The following is a 24,544-nucleotide window of genomic DNA, read 5'->3' on the forward strand; positions in this document are numbered from 1 at the left end:
TGCTAGCGCTTGTGTATCAAGCGATGCAAGGTGTTTTTATATAAATTTGCGGGGCGCAGTCATGGGGCTGGCTCAGGCCAGCTGCGGCAGTTGCGCGGCAAACAGGGCCTGTGCCGGGATTTCCAGACAGCGCAGATCCAGCCACAGGGCGTCGTCATGCAGGCGCCCGATCACGGGCCGGGGCAGGGCACGAAAGCGCGCTTCGAGCCGGGTCAGCTGGCGACCTGCCTGTTTGCCGCTTGCCGGATAGATCCTGAGGCCGAAGCTGGGCAGGTTTTCCACGGGCAGGGCGCCGCTGCCGATCTGGCTGTTCATGGCCGCGGCCTCCACCACATAGTCATGGCCCAGTGCCTGCTGCAGCAGAGGCTGCAGCTGCCCGGCCTGGGCCTGCATGTCGGCGGCCTTGCGTGTGAACAGGCGCAGTGTCGTCAGCTCCTGGGCGAGTTTTTCGGGGTTCAGGTACAGGCGCAGCGTGGGCTCCAGCGCCGCCAGCGTGATCTTGCCCACGCGCAGCGCGCGCTTGAGCGGGTTCTTCTTGATCTGGGCAATCAGCTCCCGCTTGCCGACGATGATGCCGGCCTGCGGGCCGCCCAGGAGCTTGTCGCCGCTGAAGGTGACAATGTCGGCACCTGACTCGACCGTCTCGCGCACCGTGACCTCATAGGGCAGCCCCCAGTCGCGCATGTCGATCAGCGTGCCGCTGCCCAGGTCGACGATCATGGGCAGGCTGCTGTCGTGTGCAATGCGGGCAACATCGGCATCGCTGACGGCCTTGGTGAAGCCGGTGATGGCGTAGTTGCTGCAATGCACCTTCATGAGCGCGGCCGTGTTCTCGCCGATGGCCCCTGCATAGTCTTTCTCGTGGGTGCGGTTGGTGGTGCCGACTTCGATCAGCCGGGCACCGGCGCGGGTCATGACATCGGGGATGCGGAAGGCGCCGCCGATTTCGACCAGCTCGCCGCGCGAGACCACGACTTCCCGACCCGCGGCCATGGTGGACAGCACCAGCAGCACGGCAGCGGCGTTGTTGTTGACAACGGTCGCGGCTTCGGCACCGGTCAGCTCGCAGATCAGCGATTCGACCAGGTCGTCGCGATCGCCGCGGCCGCCGTCGTCCAGGTCGTACTCCAGATTGGCCGGTGCGCTCATAGCCTGCACCACGGCGTCGATGGCAGCCTGCGGCAGCAGCGCGCGGCCCAGATTGGTATGCAGCACCGTGCCGGTGAGGTTGAAGACAGGCTGCAGGCGTGGCGCGAACCGGGCCTGAAGCTGGCGCTGTGCGGCCTGGACGATGGAGCCGATGTCGGCCTGCACGCTCTGGGCGGGCTGATCGCCAGCGCCCAGAAGCTGCTGGCGCAGCCCTGTCAGCACGTCCCGGACGGCTTTGGTGCAGGCGTCCAGGCCATAGGATTGACGCAATGCCTGCATCTCGACCGCGAGCAAGACCTTGTCCACGGCAGGAAGCTGGGAGGGGTGCGAAATTTCGGGGGCAGTCGCTGCGGTATTGCTCATGGCCAGGATGTGTCGGGTCGTCGAAAAATCAAAAAAGGCGGCAGGAAGACCTGCCGCCCTCATTATGGTGGCGCTTGGCACCCGTAGGTTCAGGCTGCTGGGTCCACCAGATGCTGGTCGGCCTCGCCTTGCTGCTCTTCGGCTACGGCGACAAACAGCAGAGGATTGGCGCTGGCGCGCTGGAAGCCGGTCTCGCTCATCAGCAGGTCCAGCATCAGGCTGGCCAGATCATCGGCCAGAGGCTCGACCATGGGGTTTTTTTCCTGGTTGACGATCTTGCGGTAGCTGCCGCATTCGTCGCAGGTTTCGGCCAGAACTTCCTCGCCGCCGCCGTCGATGCCCTGGTAGTGGATGCCCTTGGTCGATTCGCAGTGCGTGCACTTGACGCGCACCATATGCCATTCGCAGGCGCAAGTGCCGCAATGGGCGTAGCGGTGACCGGCAAGCTTGCCGCCGATGCGGATGACGCTGGCCACGGGTTCGCTGGCGCACACGGGGCAGATGGTGGCAGGTTCGGTATAGGGCACGTCCTGCACCTGCAGGGCTGCTGCGCGCCTGGCGAAGACCACCTGCAGCGCGGCCATGATGAAAGGCGCCATGCCGATATGGCGGGCAGCTACTTCCTTTTGCAGCAGGCGTTGGGCGATTTCATCGCGCTCCTGCAGGCTGAGTTCGCGCAGCGAGGTGATCAGCGGTTGCAGGGGCTCGGGCAGGCCTTCGTTTCCGGCCAGCGTGTCCAGCATGGCATCCAGCACCTCATGCCAGGCCGGATCGATGTGGTCGGCCGCAGGCAGCAAGGGCATGGAGTGCTGCTGCGCGCGCTCGATGCTGTCGGTGTCCAGGGGCTGCAGCTCCACTCGGGAAGCTGCGGCATGCTGGGCATCCACGATCTTGGCGGCAAACTGCAGGTAATCCGCAATCGGATTGCCTTGCGACAGCTGGCGCAGGCGCGCGGCGCGGTCGGCAAACAGGCTGGCTACCTGAGGCAGCAGGATGCGGGGGAAGCTGGTCTTGTCCAGTGCTTCGATTTCGCCGGGTTGAAGAATGCGTTGTTGCATAGAAATAGGGGTCCCGAAACTGAAGCCGCCGGCACGCCCAGCAGAGGGCGTCCGGCGGCGATCAACAAGTGTCTAAGTGACTTTATCCAAAGACCGATGCGATCAGTCGTTGTCGCCAGTCATCTTGCGATACCAGCCGCGGTGGTGCTGCTTGGCCCAGGCACGGGTCACTGTGCCATACAACATGGCGCGAATGGTGCCGCGAGTCCAAATAGCCGCATAGACGTGCATGATGATCAGGCCGATCATCCATACCGCAGCGATGGCATGCACCACCGAAGCGGCACGCACCACGCCCACGGGCAGCGTCCACCAGGCACGCCACATCAGCACGCCGGTGACCGTGATCAGCAGCATGCCGATCACCAGACCCCAGAACAGCAGCTTCTGGCCACCGTTGTACTTGCCCTGTTCGGGCATGTCGTGGTCGTCGCCGTCGATCATCTTGTTGACGTTCTTGAGCCACTCGATATCGCGGGGTTCCACGATGTTGAGCTTGGCAAAACGGCAAGCCATGATGACGAAGAACAAGGCCATCACCACCCCGATATAGGGGTGCAGAATGCGCGTCCATGGGCCGCCACCGAACAGCTGTGTCAGCGGAAAGAAGGCGGGATGGAAGAACGCCAGGCCGGACAGGGCCAGCAAAATGAAGCAAATGCCTACCACCCAGTGGTTGGCGCGCTCCGATGCGTTGTAGCGCACGAGGTCGCGAGGGTTGCGTTTCATTGGCCGTTCTCCTTGTTCTGCGCTTCGGCGTCCTTGCGCTCCATTTCATCTTCCAGGTCCTTGGACACGTCGTTCGGACCCTTGGTGATGTAGTGGAACAGGCTGCCGACAGCAGCTGCACCCAGAGCGGCCATGGCCAGAGGCTTGGCCACACCCTTCCACAGGGACACCATCGGGCTGATCTTGGGATCGTCCGGCAGGCCCTTGTAGAGCGAAGGCTTGTCCGCATGGTGCAGCACGTACATCACGTGCGTACCGCCCACGCCCTGCGGGTCGTAGAGACCGGCCTTTTCGTAGCCGCGTTCCTTGAGGTCCACGACACGGCGCGAGGCCTGCTCCTGCATGGCTTCCTTGGTGCCGAACTGGATGGCTCCGGTTGGGCAGGTCTTGACGCAGGCGGGTTCCTGGCCAACAGCCACGCGGTCCGAACACAAGGTGCACTTGTACGCCTTGTGGTCCTTCTTGGAGATGCGCGGAATGTTGAACGGGCAGCCCGTGACGCAGTAGCCGCAGCCCACGCACTGGTCCTGCTGGAAGTCCACGATGCCGTTGGCATATTGGACGATGGCGCCAGGCGAGGGGCAGGCCTTGAGGCAGCCCGGGTCTTCGCAGTGCATGCAGCCGTCCTTGCGGATCAGCCACTCCAGGTTGCCTGTGGCTTCGTTTTCGTACTCGGCAAAGCGCATCACGGTCCACGATTCCGACGTCAGATCCGTCGGGTTGTCGTAGACGCCAGCGGCCACTGTGCCGATTTCGTCGCGAAGGTCGTTCCACTCCATGCAGGCTGTCTGGCAAGCCTTGCAGCCAATGCATTTGGAGACGTCGATCAGCTTGGCGACTTCACCTGCATGCGCACCGCGTGCGCTGGGTGCGGGTGTCGTCGTCGCCGAGCGGCGTTTGATATCGAGAGACATGGTTGAGGACATCAGCGTGGCTCCTTAGATCTTTTCCACCTTCACGAGGAAGGTCTTGGATTCAGGGGTCAAGCTGTTACCGTCACCCACGGAGGCTGTCAGGTTGTTAGCCAGATAGCCCTTGCGTCCCGTCGTGGAGAAGCCCCAGTGAATCGGCACGCCCACGTGATGGATGGTCTTGCCATCGATCTTCATGGGCTTGATGCGCTTGGTCACCACGGCCACGGCCTTGACGAAGCCACGCTTGGACGAAACCTTGACCTGATGGCCGGTTTCGATGCCCAGCTCCTTGCCCAGTGCCTCGCCGATTTCCACGAACTGTTCGGGCTGGACGATGTTGTTCAGCTGAACATGCTTGGTCCAGTAGTGGAAGTGCTCGGTCAGGCGGTAGGTCGTGCCCACGTGCGGGTAGTCCTTGGGGTCGCCCTGGGTGCCCTTGGCGGTTTCCAGGATGCGTATCACGGGGCTGATGACGGCCAGCTTGTTGTTGGGGTACATGGGGTTGTAGCCCAGCGGGTTGTCAAACGCCTCGTAATGCGTGGGGAACGGGCCTTCTGCCATGCCCTTGCGAGCAAACAGGCGGGCCACCCCTTCGGGATTCATGATGAAGGGGTTGATCACCTCGGGATCCAGGCCCACGGCCACGTCCGGCACGTCCGCACCCCCCCATTGCTTGCCGTTCCACTTGATCAGCACGCGTTCGGGGTTGAACGGCTTGCCCTGACGGTCGCAGGATGCACGGTTGTAGAGCACACGACGGTTGGCAGGCCAGGCCCAGGCCCAGTTCAGCGTGTTGCCTATGCCTGTGGGGTCGCTGTTGTCGCGGCGCGCCATCTGGTTGCCGGACGAAGTCCAGCTGCCAGCCCAGATCCAGCAGCCGCCCAGGGTGGTGCCGTCATCGCGCATTTCGCCGAAGCCCGCCAGCTGCTCGCCCGCCTTGCGGATGAGCTTGGTGGGGTCCTTGGGGTCGAACAGATCCACCAGCGCACGACCGTTGTACTCCTTGGCCACTTCCTCGGAGGAGGGGTGGTGGGCTTCGGCGTAAGGCCAGTACAGATTGGTGATGGGCTCGAAGAACTTGCCGCCTTCCTTCTGGTAGAGCGCTTTCAGGCGCAGGTGCAGGCCGGACATGATGGCAATGTCGGTCTTGGCCTCTCCCGGAGGTTCGGCTGCCTTCCAGTGCCACTGCAGCACGCGCGAGGAACTGACCACGGCACCGTCTTCTTCGGCGAAGCAGGTGGTGGGCAGGCGGAACACCTCGGTCTGGATGGAAGCGGAGTCCACGTCGTTGAACTCACCGTGGTTCTTCCAGAACTCCGAAGTCTCGGTCACCAGCGGATCCATGATGACCAGGAACTTCAGCTTCTTGAGGCCTTCGCGCACGCTGTTGCTGTTGGCCAGGGCCGCCAGGGGGTTGAAGCCCTGAGCGATGTAGCCGTTGACCTTGCCCTGAGTCATCATCTCGAAGATCTGCAGCATGTCGTACTGCTTGTCCAGCTTGGGCAGATAGTCAAAAGCCCAGTTGTTTTCAGCAGTTGCCGCCGGGCCCCACCATGCCTTCATCAGGCTGACATGGAACTTGGGCGTGTTCGACCAGTAGTTCATCTGGCCAGGGCGCAGCAGCTTGGGCGTGCGTGTGGCGATGTACTGGTTGTAGTCCTGCTCGGCTTCGTTCGGCAGCGTCAGGTACCCGGGAAGCGAAGCGGACAGAATGCCCAGGTCGGTCAGACCCTGGATGTTGGAGTGGCCGCGCAGCGCGTTCATGCCGCCGCCAGCGATGCCGATATTGCCCAGCAGCAGCTGGATCATGGCGCCGGTACGCAGAATCTGCGCGCCCGTGGTGTGCTGGGTCCAGCCCAGTGCATACATGATGGTGGCAACACGACCTGCTTCGGCAGTCGAAGCAAGCTTCTCGCACACGTGCAGGAATTTTTCCTTGGGCGTGCCGCAGATGGATTCCACCTTCTCGGGGGTGTAGCCTGCGTAATGCTTCTTGAGCCATTGATAGACGCAGCGAGGGTGTTCCAGCGTGGGATCGACCTTCACAAAGCCATCGTCACCGAGCTCATAGTCCCAGGATGCCTTGTCGTACGTACGCTTTTCGGGGTTGTAGCCCGAGAAAATACCTTCGTCGAACGCAAAGTCCTCGCGCACGATGAATGAGAAGTCCGTGTAGTTCTTCACATACTCGTGGTGAATCCTGTCGTTGGTCAGCAGGTAGTTGATCACACCGCCGAGGAAGACAATGTCCGAGCCGGAACGGATCGGTGCATAGAAGTCAGCCACGGATGCCGAGCGGTTGAAGCGCGGATCGACCACCATGAAGTGAGCCTTGTTGTGCTCCTTCGCTTCGGTCACCCACTTGAAGCCGCAGGGGTGTGCTTCGGCGGCATTGCCGCCCATGATCAAAATAACGTCCGCGTTCTTGATGTCGACCCAATGGTTCGTCATCGCTCCACGGCCAAACGTCGGGGCAAGACCTGCCACCGTCGGGCCGTGTCAGACACGTGCTTGGTTGTCGAGTGCAAGAAGGCCCCAGGAGCGGGCCACTTTGTGCGTGATGTAGCCGGCTTCGTTGCTGGAGGCCGAGGCGGCCAGCATGCCGGTGGTGAGCCAGCGGTTGACCTTCTGGCCTTTTTCGTTGGTTTCAACGAAGTTGGCGTCGCGGTCTTCCTTGAGCAGCTTGGTGATGCGGTTCAGCGCCTCGTCCCAGGACATGCGCTTCCACTCGGAGGAGCCGGGCGCGCGATATTCGGGATACTTGAGGCGGCTTGGACTGTGGACGAAGTCCAGCAGCGATGCACCCTTGGGGCACAGTGTGCCGCGATTGACCGGATGATCCGGGTCGCCTTCCACGTGCATCACGGACAGGCGGCTGTTCTTGCTGCCGTCGCCCAGGGAGTACATCAGGATGCCGCAGCCTACAGAGCAGTAGGTGCAGGTTTGGCGGGTTACGGTGGCAGCAGACAGTTTGTACTGTCGCACCTCAGCGAGCGCAGCTGTGGGTGAGAAACCCATCAGCGCCAAGCTGGAACCCGCCAGAGTCGAACCAGTCACTTTCATGAACTGGCGTCTGGAGAATTGGACCATTGTGGGGTACCTTTTCGTATGAACGCTTATAGTGAAAGCAAATTTTACGACCCCCCTCATTTTTGATAGCAGTTACAAACCCTTAATTCTTGAGTAACGTCAAGCGGTTTTGCTCCTTATTTTTCGTTTTTGTATTTCTTTATCGCCACCATAGTTTTCGGCCTGCGCTTCTGAACTTATCAAGTTTCAGGGCGAAACACCATCAGCTGACAGGCCGAATTGCACAGAAAATTCCTAGTCTGTGTCGCTTTTTGGTGTTTCGGTCGAGGGCTCTGCAGTGACAGCAAGCGGGCTCTCGGCAGGCTGAGGCTCATCGGCCGTTGTGCGTTTTTGCGCGCTTTCGCGGCTCAGTTGCTCCTCCTCCTGCGCTTGCATGGAGGCAAACAGCTCCCAGGCAGCCATGAACAGCGCGGCGATGGCCGGGCCGAGCACAAAGCCCGAAAGCCCAAACAGGGCCATGCCTCCCAGTGTGGAGATCAGCACCACATAGTCAGGCATCTTGGTGTCCTTGCCGACCAGCAGGGGGCGCAGCACGTTGTCCACCAGTCCGATGACCAGCACCCCGTAGGTGGCCAGGATCAGGCCCTTGGTGACGGCGCCTGTGGCCAGGAAGTAGATCGCGACCGGCCCCCAGACCAGACCTGCACCCACTGCGGGCAGCAGCGACAGAAAAGCCATGACCACGGCCCAGAGCACCGCGCCCTGGATGCCCAGAATCCAGAAGATCAACCCCCCCAATGCGCCCTGTGCGGCAGCGACGGCCAGATTGCCCTTGACGGTGGCGCGGATGACGGTGATGAACTTGATGGCCAGCTCGCGCTTGTGCTCGGGTGCCAGAGGCGTGGCAGCCCAGATGCGTGCCACCAGCTCCTTGCCATCGCGCAGCAGAAAGAAGATCAGATAGAGCATGACGCCGAAGCCCACCACAAAGCCCAGGGTGTTCTGCCCCAGCCCCACGGCCTTGGTCGCCGCGAGCTTGCTGGCTTGCAGCGCGATATTGGAGAGCTTGGTCTGGATTTCTTCCAGCGTGCCCAGGTGCAGCTTCTCCATCCACGGTGTCAGCCAGGAGGGCAGGGCATTGAATATCTGCTCCACATAGTTGCCGGCGGACAGGTTGCCGCTGCTGACCTGGTCATAGATGGCAGCGGTTTCCTTGATGAGCGACAGCCCTATCAGAGACAGCGGCAAAATGACCATTACCAGACTAATTAGCAAGGTTGCCAGCGCGGCCAGCGTGGGCCTGTTGGGCATGCGCATCAGCAGCTTGCGGTGCAGGGGGGCGAAGACGATGGCAAATACCACGCCCCAGAAGATGGCAACGGCATATTCCTCAAGAACCAAGCCGAATCCAGCAGTTACTGCTATCAAAAGAAGAATGAATGCACGTTTGTGAAGCGGCAAAAGCGGCATGCGAATCCTTGTTTACGGAGTTCCTGCAATGTAAGCGAGTCCCAGGGGTGTAAACATCTTGTCTTTTATAAGACCAAGACTTTGAACAGTGGCACAATGGCTGCCGCAACTCAAGGCCCTTCCCCAGCCACAGTCGCATCCGCCAATCGGTACAGCCGTGTCGCGGGAGGTTCCACAAACCAGCTAATGCTTTCCGAAGGAAAGCGGAGGTCAGCGAGATATGAGCGATCAGTCAACGATCTATCAAGCCTATCAAGGCAACACCTATCTGTTCGGCGGCAATGCGCCCTATGTCGAAGAGATGTACGAGAACTACCTGGCCAACCCCGGTAGCGTCCCCGATTCCTGGCGTGAATACTTCGATGCACTGCAGCATGTGCCTGCAGTGGACGGCACCGACAACAAGGACGTTCCTCACCTGCCCGTGATCAATGCTTTTGCCGAGCGCGCAAAGCAGGGCGGCACCAAGGTGGTGGTGGCTTCCGGCGCTGACTCCGAGCTGGGTCGCAAGCGCACGGCCGTGCAGCAGCTGATTGCTGCCTACCGCAACGTGGGTCAACGCTGGGCCGATCTGGATCCCCTGAAGCGCACCGAGCGCCCCGAAATTCCCGAGCTGGAGCCTTCCTTCTACGGCTTCACCGACGCCGACCAGGAAGTGGTGTTCAACACCAGCAACACCTTCTTCGGCAAGGAAAGCATGACTCTGCGCGAGCTGATGAATGCTCTGCGCGAAACCTACTGCGGCACCCTGGGCGCCGAGTACATGTATGCCACCAATCAGAATCAGAAGCGCTGGTGGCAGCAACGCCTGGAATCGATCCGTTCCAAGCCCGTCTTCAATGCGGACGAGAAAAAGCGCATCCTGGACCGCCTGACCGCTGCCGAAGGTCTGGAGCGTTATCTGCACACCAAGTATGTGGGTCAGAAGCGCTTCTCGCTGGAAGGTGGTGAGTCCTTCATCGCCGCCATGGACGAGCTGATCAACTCCGCCAGCGCCAAGGGCGTGCAGGAAGTCGTGATCGGCATGGCTCACCGCGGCCGTCTGAACGTGCTGGTCAATACCCTGGGCAAGGCGCCTAAGGATCTGTTTGCCGAGTTCGACCACACCGCTCCCGAAGATTTGCCTGCCGGTGACGTGAAGTATCACCAGGGCTTCAGCTCCGACGTGTCTGCCAAGGGGGGTCCCGTTCACCTGTCGCTGGCTTTCAACCCCTCGCACCTGGAAATCGTCAACCCCGTGGTGGAAGGTTCGGTGCGCTCGCGCATGGACCGTCGCGACGACCCCATGGGCAAGCAAGTGCTGCCCGTGCTGGTGCACGGTGACGCGGCCTTCGCCGGCCAGGGCGTGAACCAGGAAACCCTGGCGTTGTCCGAAACCCGTGGCTACACCACTGGCGGTACGGTTCACATCATCATCAACAACCAGATCGGTTTCACCACCTCTGACCCTCGCGATCTGCGCTCCACACTGTATTGCACCGACATCGTCAAGATGATCGAGTCGCCCGTGCTGCACGTGAATGGCGATGATCCTGAAGCCGTGTGCCTGGCCATGCAGCTGGCCCTGGAATTCCGTATGGAGTTCTCCAAGGACGTGGTGGTCGACATCATCTGCTTCCGCAAGCTGGGTCATAACGAGCAGGACACTCCTGCACTGACACAGCCTCTGATGTACAAGAAGATCGCTGCCCACCCCGGCACGCGCAAGCTGTACGCAGACAAGCTGGCCACTCAGGGCTTGGGCGACACGCTGGGCGACGACATGGTCAAGGCCTATCGCGCCGCCATGGACGAGGGCCGTCACACCCAGGACGTGGTGCTGACCAACTTCAAGAGCAAGTACGCCGTGGACTGGAGCCCCTTCGTGGGCAAGACCTGGACCGACGCCGGCGACACAGCTATTCCCTTGACCGAGTGGAAGCGCCTGGCCGAGAAGATCACGACTCTGCCTGCCAGCGTGAACCCTCACGCCCTGGTCAAGAAGGTGTACGACGATCGTGCAGCCATGGGCCGCGGTGATGTGAACGTGGACTGGGGCATGGGTGAAACCATGGCCTTCGGCTCCCTGGTTGCTTCGGGCTATCCCGTGCGTCTGTCGGGTGAAGACTCGGGTCGCGGCACCTTCACACACCGTCACGCCGTGGTTCATGACCAGAAGCGAGAAAAGTGGGACGAGGGCACATATATTCCTTTGCAGAACGCTGCCGAGAATCAGGCTCCGTTCGTCGTCATCGACTCCATCCTGTCCGAAGAGGCAGTGCTGGGCTTTGAATACGGCTATGCATCGAACGATCCCAACACCCTGGTGGTGTGGGAAGCCCAGTTCGGCGACTTCGCCAACGGTGCCCAGGTGGTGATCGACCAGTTCATCGCATCCGGTGAAGTGAAGTGGGGCCGTGTCAACGGCCTGACACTGATGCTGCCTCATGGCTATGAAGGCCAGGGCCCCGAGCACAGCTCGGCGCGTCTGGAGCGCTTCATGCAGCTGGCTGCCGACACCAATATGCAGATCGTGCAGCCCACAACGGCCAGCCAGATCTTCCACGTGCTGCGTCGCCAGATGGTTCGTGGCCTGCGCAAGCCGCTGGTCATCATGACTCCCAAGTCGCTGCTGCGTAACAAGGACGCCACGTCGCCCCTGTCCGAGTTCACCTCTGGTGGTTTCCAGACCGTGATCCCCGAGCAGGACGAAACCATCGTCAAGAACGCTGCCAAGGTCAAGCGCATCATCGCCTGCTCGGGCAAGGTGTACTACGATCTGGTCAAGAAGCGTGCCGAGAAGGAATCCAAGGACGTCGCCATCATCCGCGTCGAGCAGCTGTATCCCTTCCCCCACAAGGCGTTCGCCGCCGAAGTGAAGAAGTACGCCAACGCTACTGACATCGTGTGGTGCCAGGATGAGCCTCAGAACCAGGGTGCCTGGTTCTTCATCCAGCACAACATCCACGAGAACATGCGTGAAGGCCAGAAGCTGGGCTACTCCGGTCGCGCTGCGTCCGCTTCGCCCGCCGTTGGCTACGCACATCTGCACCAAGAGCAACAAAAGGCACTGGTGGAAGGCGCATTCGCCAAGCTCAAGGGCTTTGTCCTGACCAAGTAATACAGGCGACACCCCCTGTCCGAGGACAGGGGGCACAAGAAACATCTTTGGAAAGAATTCAAAATGGCAATCGTTGAAGTTAAAGTCCCCCAGCTGTCCGAATCCATCACTGAAGCCACCATGCTGACCTGGAAGAAAAAGGTCGGCGAGGCAGTGGCCATCGATGAAATCCTCATCGAAATCGAAACCGACAAGGTTGTGCTGGAAGTGCCCGCTCCTTCGGCTGGCGTGATCACCGAAATCCTGCAAGGCGACGGCGCAACCGTGGCTGCCGAGCAAGTGATCGCCAAGATCGACTCCGAAGCCGTCGCCGGTGCTGCTGCTCCTGCAGCCGCCCCCGCTGCTGCTGCGACTCCTGCCGCAGCCCCCGTGGCCGCGGCTCCTGCCGGCGCCGACAAGAGCGGCGTGGCCATGCCTGCTGCCGCCAAGATCCTGGCCGACAACAACCTGTCCGCTGCCAACGTGGCAGGCACAGGCAAAGACGGCCGCGTGACCAAGGGCGACGCCCTGGGTGCCATCAAGGCCGGCGCAGCCATCCCCACCGGCGCACCCAAGGCAGCTCTGCCTCAGGTGGCAGCTCCCGTGACCAAGGAAAACCTGGGCGACCGCCCCGAGCAGCGCGTGCCCATGACACGTCTGCGCGCCCGTATTGCCGAGCGTCTGCTGCAATCCCAGGCGACCAACGCCATCCTGACCACGTTCAACGAAGTGAACATGGCTCCCGTGATGGAACTGCGCAAGAAGTTCCAGGACCAGTTCACCAAGGAACATGGCGTGAAGCTGGGCTTCATGTCCTTCTTCGTCAAGGCTGCAGTGCATGCACTGAAGAAGTTCCCCGCCGTCAACGCCTCCATCGACGGCAACGACATCGTCTACCACGGCTACTTCGACATCGGTATCGCCGTGAGCTCGCCTCGCGGCCTGGTGGTGCCCATCCTGCGCAATGCAGACCAAATGAGCTTCGCCGACATCGAAAAGAAGATTGTCGAATTCGGTCAGAAGGCCAAGGAAGGCAAGCTGGGCATTGAAGAAATGACCGGCGGTACCTTCTCCATCTCCAATGGCGGTACCTTCGGTTCGATGATGTCCACTCCCATCATCAACCCCCCTCAGTCCGCCATTCTGGGCGTGCACGCCACCAAGGATCGCGCCGTGGTCGAGAACGGTCAGATCGTGATCCGTCCCATGAACTACCTGGCCATGTCCTATGACCACCGCATCATCGACGGCCGCGAAGCCGTGCTGAGCCTGGTGGCCATGAAGGACGCGCTGGAAGATCCTTCTCGCCTCCTGTTTGATCTGTAATTCAGCAGATCGAGCTTCTACAAAGCCCACCACCAAAAGCGGTGGGCTTTTTTCGAGTTAAACAGAGAAAAGATTCAAATCATGAGCAAGCAATTTGACGTCGTCGTGATCGGCGCAGGCCCCGGCGGCTACATCGCTGCCATCCGCGCTGCACAACTGGGTTTCAACGTCGCCTGTATCGACGAGTGGAAGAACGCCGCTGGCGGCGCTGCTCCCGGCGGCACCTGCACCAACGTGGGCTGCATTCCCTCCAAGGCGCTGCTGCAGTCTTCCGAGCATTTCGAGCATGCCAAGCTGCACTTTGCCGATCACGGCATCTCCACCGGCAAGGTCGAGATGGACGTGGCCAAAATGATCGCCCGCAAGGAAGCGATCGTGAAGCAGAACAACGACGGCATCCTGTACCTGTTCAAGAAGAACAAGGTCACTTTCTTCCACGGCCGTGGTTCCTTCGTCAAGGCTGTCGAAGGCGGCTATGAAATCAAGGTTGCCGGCAAGGAAGAAGAAGTCATCACCGGCAAGCAGATCGTTGTGGCCACTGGCTCCAACGCCCGTGCTCTGCCCGGCGTGGCTTTCGACGAAGAAAACATCCTGTCCAACGACGGCGCTCTGAGCCTGGGCAAGGCTCCCAAGAAGCTGGGCCTGATCGGTGCCGGTGTGATCGGCCTGGAAATGGGTTCGGTCTGGCGTCGTCTGGGCACGGAAGTGACCGTGCTCGAAGGCATGGACAAGTTCCTGCCCGTGGTCGACGAGCAGATCGCCAAGGAAGCCAAGAAGGCTTTCGACAAGCAAGGTCTGAAGATCGAGCTGGGCGTGAAGATCGGTGAAGTCAAGTCCGGCAAGAAGGGCGTGACCGTGGCCTACACCAATGCCAAGGGCGAAGCCCAGACGCTGGAAGTGGACAAGCTGATCGTGTCGATCGGCCGCACCGCCAACACCATCGGCCTGAACGCCGAAGCCGTGGGCCTGGCCCTGGACGAGCGCGGCGCCATCGTGGTGGACGATCTGTGCAAGACCAACCTGCCCGGCGTGTGGGCCGTGGGTGACGTGGTGCGCGGCCCCATGCTGGCTCACAAGGCTGAAGAGGAAGCCGTGGCCGTGGCCGAGCGCATTGCCGGCCAGCACGGTCATGTCAACTTCGCCACTCTGCCTTCGGTGATCTACACCAGCCCCGAAGTGGCATGGGTGGGTCGCACCGAGCAGCAGCTCAAGGCCGAAGGCGTCAAGTACAAGGCGGGCTCCTTCCCCTTCCTGGCCAACGGCCGCGCGCGCGCGCTGGGCGACACGACCGGCATGGTCAAGTTCCTGGCCGATGCCGAGACCGACGAGATCCTGGGCGTGCACATGGTGGGTCCGATGGTGTCCGAGCTGATTTCCGAAGCCGTGGTGGCCATGGAGTTCAAGGCATCGAGCGAAGACATCGCCCGCATCTGCCACGCTCACCCCTCGCTGTCCGAATCCACCAAGGAAGCGGCTCTGGCCGTGGATAAGCGCACGCTGAACTTCTAAGATTTTTTCAGTCTTGCGCGCAGGTTTTGACATGGCTGTGAAGTGCCCGCGCGCAGGCTGAGTTTCTTTTAGAATTTCGCACAAAATGGCTGCTAACGCTTATTGCATAAGCGGTAGCAGCTATTGTTTTTTTGAGCATCTGGAGACAAGACGGTGAATGTAAGACAAGCCTACGAGGCGGAGCTGGCCGCCAAGGGTTTCAAAAGCGATCCGGCGCAGCTGCGTGCAGTCGACGCTTTGCAACGCTGCGCTGACGAGTGGACTGTGTACAAGGGCAAGCGCTCCAATGCTCTCAAGAAACTGATCAATCACCCCGACCTGCCCAAGGGCGTCTATATGTACGGCGGGGTGGGACGCGGCAAGAGCTTTCTGATGGAATGCTTCTTCAACGCCGTGCCCCTCAAGCGCAAGGTGCGCCTGCACTTTCACGAATTCATGCGCGAGGTGCATCGCGAGATGCACCTGATGCAGGGTACGCAGAACCCGCTGGATGCACTCGGCGCCAAGATCTCCAAGAAGTACAAGCTGATCTGCTTTGACGAGTTTCATGTGGCCGACATCACCGACGCCATGATTCTCTACAAGCTGCTCGAGTCGCTGTTTGCCAATGGCGTGGGCTTTGTGACCACCTCCAACTTCGAGCCCGACGGCCTCTATCCTGGCGGCCTGCACCGCGACCGCATCCTGCCTGCGATTGCCTTGCTCAAGGAACGCATGGAAGTGGTGAACGTGGACAACGGCACCGACTATCGCCGCCGCACTCTCGAAGACGCCAAGCTCTATCATTGCCCGCTGGGTCCGGAGGCCGATGCCGCGATGCAGGAGACCTTCGATCGCCTAGCCGAAGCCCATGACGAAGAGCCCGTGATGCAGATCGAGACCCGCAAGATCGCGGCCAAGCGCCGTGCCGGCGGCGTCGTGTGGTTTGACTTCCGCGAACTCTGCGGCGGCCCGCGCTCGCAGAACGACTATCTTGAAATTGCCACGCAGTTCCACACCATCTTGCTGTCCGATGTGCCAGAGCTGCATGTGAACATGGCTTCGGCCGCGCGGCGCTTCACGCTGCTGGTGGACGTGCTCTACGATCGCCACGTCAAGCTCATTTTGTCGGCAGCCGTGCCGCCCGAGAAGATTTATACCGAAGGTCCGCTGTCCCACGAGTTCCCGCGCACCGTCTCGCGCCTGAACGAGATGCGCTCCAAGGAATATCTGGCGCTTGAGCGCCGCGTGGTGGACACCAGCTTGACCTGATCGCCAGCGGGCAACTGCCTGCGGCTTTAAGATGCCAGCCTGTACTTCGAGTTCCGAGTTGATGACGATGCCCACTATCTTTGCCCAGCTGATCCGCCACCGCATTGCAGGCCTTGCACTGGCGCCTCTGGCCGCGGTCTGCCTGACCTGCGCACCGGCCATGGCCCAGGTAAAGGCGGATGCGACGGCGCAGACCGACAAGCAGGTGCAGAAGGAGGTGGCCGAGAAGGCGCGCCAGCATCTGCACAAGCAACGCGAAGCCGAGCGCGACGAGATTGTCAGCAAGCGCGCCGTCATCGAGCAGCAGCGCGTGGCCGACGAAAAGCTCTGCTACCAGAAGTTTGCAGTGGAAGGCTGTCTGGCCGATGCCCGCAGGGCTGCCCGAGAGAAAGACGCGCCGCTGCGTGCGCGCGAGCTGGAAATCAACGACACCGAGCGCAAGGAAAAGGCCGCAGCCAAGCTGCAGGCCATCGAAGAGAAGAAAGCCGAGAACGCTGCCGTGCCCATGAAGTCGCAGCAGCGCGACAAGAGCGGCAACAGCCAGCCCAAGGGCTCGGGCGCCAAGCCTGCGGTTGACGAGCAGGCGGCGCAGGCCCAGCGCCAGACCGAGGCCCAGCAGCGTGCTGGCAAGCAGGCCGACTATGTGCGTCGTCACGAGCAAAACCGCGCACAGGCCGACCAGGGGCGCGCCGAGCGCGAGGCCAAGGCCAAGGCGGATTACGACGCCAAGCTCAAGGCTGCGGCCGAGCACAAGGCCAGGGCTTTGCAGCAGGCCAAGGAGCGCGGTCAGACATCGGCGCCGTTGCCTGCTCCTGCGCCCTGAGGGATGGCTGAATCAGGCGCGCAGGGCCTGCGGCCCGCCATCACCTGCATGGCCGCCAGGCATGGGCTGTCTTAACCGGGGCTTTCTTCAGACGCTGGCTTCAGCGACCGAGGTATCCAGCTTGAGTATGGCCAGCGAGAGATTATCGCCACTGCCTGCTGCACGCCGCCTGGCTTTCTCGATCAGAAACTGGGAGGCTTCGCGTGGCGACAGGCCGTCGAGCACCGTGCCCAGCTCCTGTGTGGTGAAGTAATGCCATACCCCGTCCGAACAGGCCATCAGGCTGTCACCGGGCTGCAGTTCTTCGATCACATGGTGGGCCATGGGCGGTAGCGGCTCGGCACCCAGGCAGCCCAACAGGATGTTGGACTGGGGATGGTGCTGGGCTTCGGTCTCGGTGAGTTCGCCGCGATCGACCAGTGCCTGCACATAGGAATGATCAAGCGAGCGATGCACGAGGGCGGCGCCGCGAAAATGGTAGAGGCGTGAATCGCCGGAGTGCATGAAGTGGCAGCGATTGTCGGGCAGCACCACGAAGACAGCGATGGTGCTGTGGGGCTCCTGCTCTGCCGCGATGGCCGTAAGGCGGATCACGGTGTGGGCATCCTGCACAATGGTGCGTAGCAGGCGCGTGCAGTCTTCCTTGGCAGGCTCAAAGCGCTCGAAAAGCTGACGGGCCGTGAGCATGACCTGGTCGGAAGCCTTGCGGCCGCCGCTGCGCCCACCCATGCCGTCGGCTACAACGCCAAGAATGCAGCCCTTGGCATAGGGGTGTGCCATGAGCAGGACCTGGTCCTGCTGATATTCCCGGTCGCCGCGGTGAATGCCGGTGGCCGCCTGAATGCGGTAGCTGGATGACATGAGTGTGTGCGAATGCGTTCGCGGAGCGCTATTTAACGTTGCGTTACATTTTATCGGCCCGAGGCCAGGCCTTGGCGAATATTCGAGATCTTATGTGAGGTCGTACTGACCTGGCTTGTGAGAAGGTGAAACGGTTTTGACTCAATTGCAGCAGGCGGTTGCGCAGGTGTTTGCGCCGCAGGGCGGGCTCGCGTTGGCCGAGCCTGCGTTTACGCCGCGTCCGGGCCAGACCCGCATGGCGCTGGCGGTCGCTGGCGCCATAGAGGAGGGCCAGGTGCTGGTGGTGGAAGCCGGCACGGGCGTGGGCAAGACCTATGCCTATCTGGTGCCCGCCTTGCTCAGCGGTCAGCGGGTGCTGGTGTCCACGGCCACCAAGGCACTGCAGGATCAGCTGTTTGCCCGTGACCTGCCGCGCCTGGTTCATGGTCTGGGCCTGCCGCTACGCATGGCCAGGCTCAAGGGCCGTTCCTCCTATCTGTGCATGGAACGGCTGGAGCGCGTGCGCCAGGGGCGTACGGCTCCTCAGGATCCGCAGGTGCTGCGGGCCGTGGCGGAGGTGGAGCGCTGGGCCAGAGTCACGCGCTCCGGTGACCTGGCCGAGTTGACGGCGCTGGACGAGCGCTCCGCCGCCCTGCCGCTGGTGACCTCCACCAAGGACAACTGCCTGGGCTCGGACTGCCCGCACTGGCAGGGCTGCCATGTCAATCACGCTCGGCAGCAGGCGCTGGAAGCCGATGTGGTGGTGGTCAACCACCATCTGCTGTTTGCTGATCTCGATGTGCGCGACAGCGGCATGGCCCACCTTTTGCCCAATACCGGGGTGGTGGTGATAGACGAGGCCCATCAGCTCAACGACATTGGGGTGCAGTTTGCGGGCGAGGCCCTGTCGAGCCACCAATTGGTGGGTTACGCCCGCGATGCCCTGCGCCTGACCCAGGAGCATGCACGCGGCATGGCTGACTGGCTGGTGCTCTGTGCCACGCTGGAGCAGGCCATGCGCGAGCTGCGCCTGCAGGCCGGCAAGCCTCCGGTCGGCGGGCGGCTGGCATGGCAGGCCGTGACCCCTCAGGGGCTGGATCCGGTGAAATGGCGGGCGGCCCTGGTGCGCCTGGGGCAGAGTCTGCGCGCCCTGCTGGTTCCGCTTTCCGCCCTGGAGGGGGCTGCCACCGATTTGCAGCGCCTGTACGAGCGCGGTGCAGAGCTGCTGGCCAGGCTGGCGCGCTTTGCATCTGCCGCTGACGACGAGTGCGTGCGCTGGCTGGAGGTTGGCGCGCAGTATCTGCGCATGCTGGAGTCGCCGCTGTCGATTGCCCGCATCATGCAGCAGCGACTGCTTCAGCGCTCGCTGGAGGATGCGGGCACGAGCCAGGGCGAGGAACTCGATCCGTCAAGGAAGAAGGCCTGGATCTTCACTTCGGCCACCTTGGGCAATGACGCCCAGCTGAGCTGGTTTGTCGATTCCTGCGGCCTGCGCGGCGCACAGGTGCTGCAGGTGGAAAGCCCGTTCGACTACCACCGGCAGGCCGGTATCTATGTGCCCCAGCCCTTTGCTGCGGCCGGCAGCGCGCAGCACAGTGAGCAGGTCGCCCAGCTGGTGCTGGATGCAGCTCAGCGCCTGGGTGGCCGCACCCTGGTGCTGACCACCACCATCAAGGCCTTGCAGGCCATCAGCGCATCGCTGCGCTCGAATCTGGGACTGTTTGCCGATCTTGATGTGCTGGTGCAGGGTGAAGCGCCCAAGCTGGCCCTGATCCAGCGCTTCATGGCTGCGGGGGCTGGGGCCGGGCGAGGCGCGATTCTGGTGGCTTCCGCCACCTTCTGGGAGGGAGTGGACCTTCCCGGCGACGTGCTGCAGCTGGTGGTTATCGACAAGCTGCCGTTTCCGCCTCCCGACGACCCGTTGGTCGAGGCCCGTTCCCGGTTGCTGGAGAGTGTGGGGCGAGCAGCGTTCCATGATTACATGCTGCCCGAGGCGGCCCTGGCTCTCAAGCAGGGAGCAGGGCGCCTGATTCGCAGCGAAACCGATCGCGGTGTGCTGGTCATCTGTGACAGCCGCCTGGTCACCATGGGCTATGGAGCGAAGCTGATGTCGGCATTGCCGCCCATGCGCGTGCTGACCGGTCCATCTGAGTTCGACGAGGCGCTGGAGCTGCTCAAGGTGCAAGCCGGCCGCAGCGACAGCGAGCCGGGGGCTGCGGCGGACTCGGAAACGCGGAAATGAAAAAGGATGCGCACAGGCGCATCCTTTTGCTTCTAGGCCCGGAGGGCTCTGCTTACCAGAGTTTCCACCAGGACTCGCTCTTCTTTTCCACGCCTTGCTCGGCATTCGCGCCGTAGCTTTGCTCCAGCACGCGCTTGGCATCGTCGCGCAGCTGTGTCATGCCCAGAGCGTCGTAGGACTTGACGAGAATGACCATGGCTTCGCGTACCGAGGGCACGTTCTGGTAGTCCTTGATGGCAGTCTGGGCACGGGCAATGGCTGCAACATAGGCGCCGCGGCTGTAGTAGTAGCGGGCGACATGGACCTCGTACTGGGCCAGCGAGTTCACGATGTACTGCATGCGCTGGCGGGCGTCATCCGAGTACTTGGAGTCGGGAAAACGGGTCACCAGCTCGCGGAAGGACTCGAAGGAGTCCTTGGCGGCCTTCTGGTCGCGCTCGGACAGGTCCTGGCGGGTCAGCCAGCCGAACATGCCCAGGTTGTCGTTGAAGTTGACCAGGCCCTTGAGATAGAGGGCGTAGTCCATGGCGGGGCTGGCCGGATGCAGCTTGGTAAAGCGGTCCAGCGTGGCCAGTGCCTGCACTTTTTCGCCGGCCTTGTACTGGGCATAGGCTTTTTCCAGCTGGGCCTGCTGGGCCAGAGGCGTGCCGGCGGCGCGGCCTTCAAGCTTTTCGAACAGCGGCACGGCCTTGTCATAGGCACCCGAGGAAGATTCGTCGCGCGCTTCGGTATAGATGCGCTCGGGTGTCCACTTGGCCGTCGGGTCGTCCTTGGTGCTGGAGCATCCCGCCAGCGTGGCGGCGATTAACACGGCAGGGACTAGAGTCAGGGAAATACGCGGCATGGTGGACAGTTTTCTGACAATCATTAGCGGTGATGGGAGGCAGGCCCGTCGCATCTGGCGGCAAGGCGCAAAACCCACACCATACACCACCCGACCCGGACCTTCCTGAAAAAGGATCGACGCATTGTAATGGGCCGCTGCCCCGCGCCGGCGAGTTGACCGCGTCTTTACGCTGCGGCAGCGAATCTAGTGGCATTGAGCCCGCAAGGACGAAGCGCTCTTTCTACAATAGCGGCCATGTTTGTCCATCTGCGCCTGCACACCGAATTTTCCGTCGTCGACGGAACCACCCGCGTCAATGCCATGATCAAGGCTGCTGCCGAAGACGGGCAGGTGGCGATGGCCATTACCGACTTCAACAATCTGTTTGGCGGCATCAAGTTCTACCGCGAAGGTCGCGGCAAGGGCGTCAAGCCCCTGCTGGGAGCCGAGATCGTGCTCGAAGGGCTGGGCGATGCGCCGCCTTCGCGGGTCATCGTTCTCGTCCAGAGCCGCCAGGGTTACCACAATATCGCCGAGCTGCTGGCACGCGGCTGGACGCGCAATGTGGTGCGCGACCAGGCCCAGCACAAGTGGGAATGGCTGCAGGAGCTGGGCGAGGGACTGATCGTGCTGTCCGGCGCACAGGCCGGTCCTGTGGGCATTGCCCTGACGCGTGGCGATGAAAAGGGCGCGGCCGAGATTGCCCAGCGTCTGGCCACCATGTTCCCGCACCGCTTCTATATCGAGTTGCAGCGCGCGGGCCGTCCCGATGACGAGTCGCATGTGCTCGCGGCCGTGAAGCTGGCCAGCCGCCTGAACCTGCCGGTGGTCGCTACCCACCCGATTCAGTATGCCAAGCCCGATGATTACGAGGCGCACGAGGCCCGGGTCTGCATCGCCGAGGGCGAGATTCTGGGCAATGCCAAGCGGGTGCGCAAGTTCACCCGCGACCAGCATTTCAAGACGGCTGCCGAGATGGCGCAGCTGTTCGCCGACATTCCGAGCGCGATCGAGAACACCATCGAAATTGCGCGCCGCTGCAGCCTGACGCTGGAGCTGGGCAACCCGCAGCTGCCCAATTTTCCCGTGCCGTCCGGCATGAGCATGGACGAGTTCTTCCGCCACGAGTCGTACCAGGGGCTGGAGGAGCGTCTGGTGCACCTCTATCCCGATGCGGCCAAGCGCGACGCCCAACGTGCGCGCTATGTGGAGCGGCTGGAGTTCGAGCTGGGCACCATCATGAAGATGGGCTTTCCGGGCTACTTCCTCATCGTGTCGGACTTTATCAAATGGGCCAAGGCCAACGGCTGCCCAGTGGGGCCGGGCCGTGGCTCGGGTGCCGGCTCGCTGGTGGCCTATGTGCTCAAGGTGACCGATCTCGACCCGCTGGAGTACAACCTGCTGTTCGAGCGTTTCCTGAACCCCGAACGCGTGTCCATGCCCGACTTTGACGTGGACTTCTGCCAGCAGAACCGCGACCGCGTGATCGACTATGTCAAGGACCGCTACGGCCGCGATGCCGTCAGCCAGATCGCCACCTTCGGCACCATGGCCGCGCGTGCGGCCATCCGCGACGTGGGCCGCGTGCTGGACATGAGCTACACCTTCTGCGACGGCATCTCCAAGCTGATCCCGAACAAGCCCGGTCTGCATGTCACGCTCAAGTACCCGCCCAATCCGCCCAAGGAAGGCGACAAATACACCTACGCCATCAAGGAAGAGCCCATCCTGGCCGAGCGCATCGAGCGCGAGGAGGACGTCAAGACCCTGATCGAGATGGCGCAGAGCCTGGAGGGCATGACGCGAAACATCGGCATGCACGCCGGCGGCGTGGTGATTGCGCCGGGCAGGCTGGCCGATTTCTGCCCGCTCTACCAGCAGCCCGGCAGTACCTCGGCCGTGGCCATGTACGACAAGGACGATGTGGAGGCCGTGGGCCTGGTGAAGTTCGACTTCTTGGGTCTGGCCACGCTGACGATTCTGGAGATTGCGCGCGAATTCATCATGAAGCGCCACAAGGGTCAGGAGAACTTCCAGTTCGAGAACATTCCGCTGGACGACTACCCGACTTACAAGCTGTTCTCCGATGGTAAGACCGAAGCCGTCTTCCAGTTTGAATCGCGCGGCATGCAGCAGATGCTCAAGGAAGCCAAGCCCTCGCGCCTGGAAGACCTGATCGCGCTGAACGCCCTCTATCGACCCGGCCCCATGGACCTGATTCCCACCTTCATTGCCCGCAAGCACGGGCAGGAGGTCGTGGAGTACCCGCATCCGCTGGTCGAGTCGGTGCTGGCCGAAACCTACGGCATCATGGTCTACCAGGAGCAGGTGATGCAGACCGCCCAGGTGCTTGGCGGCTACTCGCTGGGCGGTGCCGACTTGCTGCGCCGGGCCATGGGCAAGAAAAAAGTCGAGGAGATGGTCAAGCACCGGGGAATCTTCCGCGAGGGGGCGGCCAAGAACGGACTGAGCGAGGAAAAGGCCGACGAGGTCTTCGACCTGATGGAGAAGTTCGCGGGCTACGGTTTCAACAAGTCGCACGCGGCAGCCTACTCCCTGCTGGCCTATCACACGGGCTGGCTCAAGGTCCACTACACAGCCGAGTTCTACTGCGGCAATATGACCGTGGAAATGGACAACACCGACAAGCTCAAGGTGTTGTACGAGGACGCGCTCAAGATGGGCATCACCTTCGAGATGCCCGATGTGAACCGCGGCGTGCACCGCTTCGAGCCGGTGACCGACAAGGTCATACGCTACGGCCTGGGGGCCATCAAGGGAACCGGTCAGGCGGCCATCGAAGCCATCGTGGCCGCGCGCAACGGCGAGGGTACAGGCCCCAACGGGCACGAGACAGGTCCGTTCAAGAGCCTGTTCGACTTCTGCCTGCGCGTGGACCGCAGCCGCATCAACAAGCGGACGGTGGAAGCGCTGATCAAGGGCGGCGCCTTTGATTCCATCGACATGAACCGTGCATCGCTGATGGCGACGCTGGACACCGCCTTCGGCTTTGCGGCGACCTCGATTGCCAATGCCGATCAGGGTGGCCTGTTCGACATGATGGGCGATGACGCGCTGGGATCGAGCACGGCGGAGCCGCCCATGGCCGATGTGCTGCCCTGGGGCGTCAAGGAAAAGCTGACGTTGGAGAAGACTGCCATCGGCTTCTATCTGACGGGCCATCTGTTCGACGAGGTCGAGGCCGAGGTGCGCCGCTTCGTGCGCACGCCGATCGGCGAGATGCGCGACAGCCGCGAGCCGCAGACCATGGCAGGCATCATCGGCGGGCTGCGCACCATCAACGGCCAGCGCGGCAGGCTCAGCATCTTCACGCTGGACGACAAATCGGCGGTGATCGAGGCCTCGGTCGACGAAAAAACCATGGCAGCCTGCGCCGATGTGCTCAAGGAAGACGAGTTTGTCGTGGTTTCGGGGCGGCTTCAGCCCGACCGCTTCAGCGGCGGCCTGCGCATGAAGGTGCAGCAAATGTGGAGCCTGGCCGATGCGCGCTGTCGTTTTGCGCGCTATCTGCAGGTCAGCGTGGGCGAGAAGATGCCTGATGTGCCGGCGCTGCTGCGCCAGTTCCCGGCCAAGGTCGAGGAAACCGAGAACGGCAATCTCAATCATGGCGTCAAGGTGCGTCTGGACCTGATCTGCCGCGACGAGCGTGGTTCTGCCAGCTGCGAGCTGGCGCTGGGCGAGAGCAGCCGCTTCTATCCCACCGATGCCGCACTGGCCGCCTGGTATGGCTCGGCTGCGGCAGGCCAGGTCAAAGTGGTCTATGAATAGCCGCCAAGGGCTGCCGCTTCGGCAGCGCAGCGGTAAATGTCGGACGGGAGCTTGATTTTTTGATAGCGCATGGCGCTTGCTGGGTAAGGGATTTCCATGGATTTCCCGTGGTTTTGTCAAATTTGCTTCCGGCCGCCTTGAAATCC

At 62.0% G+C, this 24,544-nt stretch carries 15 protein-coding genes; 7 read left to right on the plus strand and 8 right to left on the minus strand.

Going from position 1 to position 24,544, the window contains the following annotated elements:
- Nucleotides 1-72 precede the first annotated feature (72 nt).
- The 6 genes from selA to DJFAAGMI_RS04725 all read right to left on the minus strand — a co-directional run bounded on the left by selA (nt 73) and on the right by DJFAAGMI_RS04725 (nt 8,713).
- Complete coding sequence (gene selA / locus DJFAAGMI_RS04700) at nt 73-1,512, minus strand: L-seryl-tRNA(Sec) selenium transferase (protein WP_211456135.1); 1,440 nt, start codon at nt 1,510-1,512, stop codon at nt 73-75.
- 89 nt (nt 1,513-1,601) lie between these two features.
- A complete protein-coding gene (gene fdhE / locus DJFAAGMI_RS04705) occupies nt 1,602-2,570 on the minus strand; it encodes a formate dehydrogenase accessory protein FdhE (protein ID WP_211456136.1) in 969 nt (322 codons plus the stop codon).
- 102 nt (nt 2,571-2,672) lie between these two features.
- Nucleotides 2,673-3,299, minus strand: a complete 627-nt coding sequence (locus DJFAAGMI_RS04710; protein WP_211456137.1) for a formate dehydrogenase subunit gamma — start codon at nt 3,297-3,299, stop codon at nt 2,673-2,675.
- Entirely contained in the window at nt 3,296-4,225 is a 930-nt protein-coding gene (fdxH, locus tag DJFAAGMI_RS04715; protein ID WP_003055535.1) for a formate dehydrogenase subunit beta, read from the minus strand. The genes DJFAAGMI_RS04710 and fdxH overlap by 4 nt, the downstream gene beginning before the upstream one ends.
- A gap of 12 nt (nt 4,226-4,237) precedes the next feature.
- Entirely contained in the window at nt 4,238-7,303 is a 3,066-nt protein-coding gene (gene fdnG, locus DJFAAGMI_RS04720) for a formate dehydrogenase-N subunit alpha (protein ID WP_211456138.1), read from the minus strand.
- Between the two features lie 234 nt (nt 7,304-7,537).
- A complete protein-coding gene (locus DJFAAGMI_RS04725; protein WP_211456139.1) occupies nt 7,538-8,713 on the minus strand; it encodes an AI-2E family transporter in 1,176 nt (391 codons plus the stop codon).
- A gap of 220 nt (nt 8,714-8,933) precedes the next feature.
- On the opposite strand from DJFAAGMI_RS04725, the gene DJFAAGMI_RS04730 reads away from it, so the two are divergent.
- From DJFAAGMI_RS04730 to DJFAAGMI_RS04750, 5 genes are all read left to right on the plus strand, one after another.
- Nucleotides 8,934-11,813, plus strand: coding sequence for a 2-oxoglutarate dehydrogenase E1 component (locus DJFAAGMI_RS04730; protein ID WP_003055529.1), 2,880 nt, complete (start codon nt 8,934-8,936; stop codon nt 11,811-11,813).
- Between the two features lie 63 nt (nt 11,814-11,876).
- On the plus strand, nt 11,877-13,118 hold the full coding sequence (odhB, locus tag DJFAAGMI_RS04735; protein WP_003079542.1) for a 2-oxoglutarate dehydrogenase complex dihydrolipoyllysine-residue succinyltransferase: 1,242 nt from the start codon (nt 11,877-11,879) through the stop codon (nt 13,116-13,118).
- Nucleotides 13,119-13,199: 81 nt separating this feature from the next.
- Nucleotides 13,200-14,627, plus strand: a complete 1,428-nt coding sequence (gene lpdA, locus DJFAAGMI_RS04740) for a dihydrolipoyl dehydrogenase (protein WP_034352346.1) — start codon at nt 13,200-13,202, stop codon at nt 14,625-14,627.
- Nucleotides 14,628-14,780: 153 nt separating this feature from the next.
- Nucleotides 14,781-15,878: a cell division protein ZapE gene (zapE, locus tag DJFAAGMI_RS04745; protein ID WP_043002960.1), complete on the plus strand. Its 1,098-nt coding sequence runs from the start codon at nt 14,781-14,783 to the stop codon at nt 15,876-15,878.
- A gap of 67 nt (nt 15,879-15,945) precedes the next feature.
- Nucleotides 15,946-16,701 (plus strand): hypothetical protein, encoded by a 756-nt coding sequence (locus tag DJFAAGMI_RS04750; RefSeq protein WP_211456730.1) that lies wholly within the window; start codon nt 15,946-15,948, stop codon nt 16,699-16,701.
- A gap of 87 nt (nt 16,702-16,788) precedes the next feature.
- Here the strand turns inward: DJFAAGMI_RS04750 and DJFAAGMI_RS04755 are convergent, their stop codons facing one another.
- Entirely contained in the window at nt 16,789-17,562 is a 774-nt protein-coding gene (locus tag DJFAAGMI_RS04755) for a PP2C family protein-serine/threonine phosphatase (RefSeq protein WP_211456140.1), read from the minus strand.
- A gap of 136 nt (nt 17,563-17,698) precedes the next feature.
- Here DJFAAGMI_RS04755 and DJFAAGMI_RS04760 point away from each other — a divergent pair, with 136 nt between their 5' ends.
- The gene (locus tag DJFAAGMI_RS04760; RefSeq protein WP_211456141.1) at nt 17,699-19,783 is read left to right on the plus strand and encodes a DNA repair helicase YoaA; all 2,085 of its coding nucleotides are present in this window, start codon (nt 17,699-17,701) and stop codon (nt 19,781-19,783) included.
- A 52-nt stretch (nt 19,784-19,835) separates the two neighbouring features.
- Here the strand turns inward: DJFAAGMI_RS04760 and DJFAAGMI_RS04765 are convergent, their stop codons facing one another.
- The gene (locus DJFAAGMI_RS04765) at nt 19,836-20,627 is read right to left on the minus strand and encodes an outer membrane protein assembly factor BamD (protein WP_029158697.1); all 792 of its coding nucleotides are present in this window, start codon (nt 20,625-20,627) and stop codon (nt 19,836-19,838) included.
- 237 nt (nt 20,628-20,864) lie between these two features.
- Here DJFAAGMI_RS04765 and dnaE point away from each other — a divergent pair, with 237 nt between their 5' ends.
- On the plus strand, nt 20,865-24,398 hold the full coding sequence (dnaE, locus tag DJFAAGMI_RS04770; RefSeq protein WP_211456142.1) for a DNA polymerase III subunit alpha: 3,534 nt from the start codon (nt 20,865-20,867) through the stop codon (nt 24,396-24,398).
- The last annotated feature ends 146 nt before the right edge of the window (nt 24,399-24,544 follow it).

Origin of the sequence: Comamonas brasiliensis, from assembly GCF_018292285.1 — a bacterium.
In the GTDB taxonomy this organism is placed as follows: Bacteria; Pseudomonadota; Gammaproteobacteria; order Burkholderiales; family Burkholderiaceae_C; genus Comamonas; species Comamonas brasiliensis.